This is a genomic window from Actinoplanes sp. NPDC048791 (assembly GCF_040650095.1).
Lineage (GTDB): Bacteria > Actinomycetota > Actinomycetes > Mycobacteriales > Micromonosporaceae > Actinoplanes.
Genome location: NZ_JBEZGQ010000033.1, coordinates 1 through 3,524, shown reverse-complemented (window position 1 = coordinate 3,524; position 3,524 = coordinate 1). Strand labels below are relative to the sequence as shown.

General features: G+C 71.3%; 3 protein-coding genes. 1 reads left to right on the top strand and 2 read right to left on the bottom strand.

All coding sequences use genetic code 11. The features are described from left to right. Nucleotides 1-167: 167 nt before the first annotated feature. Together AB0C29_RS04915 and AB0C29_RS04910 are read right to left on the bottom strand one after the other, a co-directional pair. On the bottom strand, nt 168-1,502 hold the full coding sequence (locus AB0C29_RS04915; protein WP_360815235.1) for a deoxyribodipyrimidine photo-lyase: 1,335 nt from the start codon (nt 1,500-1,502) through the stop codon (nt 168-170). Nucleotides 1,503-1,621: 119 nt separating this feature from the next. Next, nucleotides 1,622-2,527 carry a phytoene/squalene synthase family protein gene (locus tag AB0C29_RS04910; protein ID WP_360815232.1) on the bottom strand — a complete coding sequence of 302 codons (906 nt, stop codon included), beginning with the start codon at nt 2,525-2,527 and terminating at the stop codon, nt 1,622-1,624. Between the two features lie 98 nt (nt 2,528-2,625). Between AB0C29_RS04910 and AB0C29_RS04905 the strand changes: the two genes are divergently transcribed. Further along, on the top strand, nt 2,626-3,524 hold an 899-nt coding region (locus tag AB0C29_RS04905), incomplete at its 3' end, for a polyprenyl synthetase family protein (protein WP_360815268.1).

Sequence of the window (3,524 nt, the reverse complement as noted above, 5' to 3'; positions counted from 1 at the left end):
GCGCGCCCGGCCTGTTGTTCCCCCCGGCGGTTGTGGTGGGGGGGGGGGGGGGGGGGGATTTTGGCGGGGGGGCCGCCGGCCCAAAACCGCCCAACCCCACCGGCCCCCCCCCCCCCGCTTCCACATCCCGCCCGGCGAACCGGACAGGAAACTCACCGGCACCCCGATCATGGCCGCAGCCACACCGCCTCGTCGCGGTGCGACTCGAGCGGGCCCGGATAGTCGAGACCTGAGCGAACCGTATCCGGTAGTCGCCAAGGCTGGTGTACGGCTCGGCCCGGGATGGAAATCAACTCCGGTACGTAGCGCCGAACGTACACACCGTCAGGGTCGAACCGCTCTGCCTGCCTGATGGGGTTGAAGCGCCGGTACGGCTTGGTGTCGTTCCCGGTGCCGGCCACCCACTGCCAATTACCCGAATTGTTGGCGACATCACCATCGTTCAGCCAGCGGAAGAACCACCGCACGCCGTCGCGCCAATCGAGCCCGAGGTGCTTGGTGAGGAACGAAGCGGTGATCAGGCGGGCCCGGTTGTGCATCCAGCCCTCGGCCCGCAACTGGCGCATGCCCGCATCGACCACCGGCACCCCGGTCGTCCCCTCCTGCCAGTGCAGCAGCGCCTCCGGATCGTCGCGCCACTCACCGTCGCCCGACTTGCGGTAGGCCTGCGTCGAAATGGCCGGGAACCCCGCGGTGACCTGGTAGTAGAAGTCGCGCCAGCCGAGCTGGCGGACAAAGGCGTCGGGGCCCGGGCCGTCCAGCGCCCGCGCTGCGTTCGCCACGGTCAACGGCGAGACACAGCCGAACCGGAGGTACGCGCTGAGCCGCGAAGTGCCGTCGGCGGGCATGTCGTTGTGCAGATCGTCGTAGGGCCCGACGTGCTTGAGCCACGTCTTCAGTCGACGCCGGCCCTCCGTCTCGCCACCCGTGACGGCCGCGGGCGACTCCCCGGACGGCGGCTCGGGAAGCTCGCCGGTGCTCAGCGCCGGTGGCAGCACAACGCGCGCGGGCGTCGCCACCTCGTCGCGCCACTTCGCCGCCGACCAGGCCCGGTAATACGGGGAGAAGACCCGGTAGTGCTCGCCGCCACCACCCGGCCGCACGTCACCCGGTGGCACGACGGTGGTGCCGGGGAACAGGCGCAGCGAGATGCGGTGCTGCTCGCACTCCTGCTCGAGCCGCTGCTCGCGGCGCCGGGCGTAGCCGCTGACGTCGGTGCTCAGCGCGATGCCCTCGGCGCCGACCTCGGTCGCCACCTTGATCACCTCGGCGACCGGGTCACCCGTGCGGATGACGAGATCGCCGCCCAGACCGCGGAGTGTCTCGCGGAGATCGGCGAGGCTCTGGTGCAGGAACAGGGCGCGGTTCGGCGAGAGGCGTTGCAGGTCGGGATCGAGGACGAACAGGGGAACGACCTGCTCGGCGTTGGCGCAGGCGGCGGCGAGCGCCGGGTTGTCGTGCACCCGCAGGTCACGGGTGAACAGGACGACGGCCGTTCGCATGTCAGCTCCGCTTCTCTGTGCCGCTCGGTTGCGTCGATTCGGGGCCCGTCCCGCGGGCTCCAGCCCTGGGCCTTGTTCCGAGGTCGGGCCCGGGCTTCGTTCCGGCTTCGGGTCGGGGGTCAGCTTCGGGCGAAGGCCGTGGTCGGGGTGCCCGGTCTGGTCAGCAGGGATCGGGCCACCACGGCGGCGCGGCGTTGGTTGGGCACTGTTGCGCGCCGGGTGAAGACGTCGTAGTCCTCGGCCGCGACCTCGTCGAGGATGCCGCCGTACAGCTCATAGGCCGTGCGCATGCAGGCCTGCGACCCGGGCAGCAGCAGCGGGATGCCGGGAGCCGCGGCCGCGTAGTGCTCGTCGGCGCGGGCGACCTCGGCGCGGATCAGCGCCTTGATCTGCGGGGTGGACCGGCCCGCCGCCTGCGCGGCGAAGAGGTCGGCGCGGGTCACCCCGAACTCGGCGAGGTGCTCGTCGGGCAGGTAGGTGCGACCGCGGTCCAGGTCCTCCGACACGTCGCGGATGAAGTTGGTGAGCTGGAAGGCGAGGCCCAGCTGGCGGGCCGGCTCGCGGGCGGCGGCCGGGTCACTGGAGCCGAGGATCGGCAGCATCATCGTGCCGATGACCGCGGCCGAACCCTCCATGTAGTCGAGCAGGTCGTCGTAGGTCGCATACGACGTGACGGTGAGGTCCATCGCCATGCTGCGCAGGAACGCCGCGAAGTCGGCGCGGTCCAGGTCGAACACGGCGATGGTGTGCAGCACCGCCGGCAGCAGCGGATCGTCGGTGGGCGCTCCGGCCAGACCCGCGAGAAACTCGTCGGACCAGGCGGTGAGGCGGGCCGCGCGCTCGGCCGGCGGCAGGTCCTCGGTGCGATCGACGATTTCATCCGCATACCGGGTGAAACCGTACAGAGCGTGGACGTGGCGTCGCTTCCACCTCGGGAGCAACCGGGTCGCCAGGTAGTAGGTGCGGCCATGGCGTTTGTGCAGCTCACGGCACCGCTCGTAGGCCGCCGCCAGATCGACCTCCACGGGCCCTCCCAAATAAATCGACGCATGAATCGACGCAACTCGCAGCCTACGGTAATGTCGCCTCCGTGGCCAACGACATCCTCGAGGGAAACCCCCGTATCGGGATACCTCGCCAGACCGTCCAAGCGGACGGGCTGACGACGGCTGTCGAGGGCACTCTTTCCGAGTTCCTGAGCGGCCAGACCGCCGCGCTGGAGGACGTCGACCCGGCGCTCGGCCGCTTCGCCCGCACGACACGGGATCTCGTGCTGACCGGCGGCAAGAGACTGCGCCCGACGTTCGCCTACTGGGGGTGGCGCGGTGTGGTGGCCGCGCGCGAGCCCGTCGAGCCGGTGCTGCCGGCGCTCGCGGCACTCGAGCTGATGCACACGTTCGCGCTCGTCCACGACGACGTGATGGACGACTCGGCCACCCGGCGCGGCGGCCCCACCGCCCACCGCATCTTCGCCGCGCAGCACAGCAACGCGGGCCGGCTCGGCGACCCCGACCATTTCGGCACCACCTCGGCGATCCTCGTCGGTGACCTGTGCCTGGTCTGGGCCGATCAGTTGCTGGCCCGGGCCGCCGTGTCCACCGCCACGCTGTTCGCCGTCCGCGCCTGCTACGACCGCATGCGCATCGAGGCGGTGGCGGGGCAGTATCTCGACGTCCTCGGCGAGACCGAGCCCGCCGCCTGGTCCGTCGACCGCGCGCTGCTGGTGGCCCGCCACAAGACGGCGAGCTACACGGTGCAGCGCCCGCTGCAGTTCGGTCTCGCGCTGGCGGGTCCGGCCGACGCCGACGCGGCGGCCGTCGACGAGGCCTACAACCGCTACGGCATTGCAGTCGGCGAGGCGTTCCAGCTGCGCGACGACCTGCTCGGGGTCTACGGCGACCCCGTGGTCACCGGCAAGCCGGCCGGCGACGACCTGCTCACCGGCAAGCCCACGACATTGCTCATGCTCGCCCACCAGCTCGCGTCGCCCGCCCAGCGGGCCGAGCTGACCCCGGACCCCGC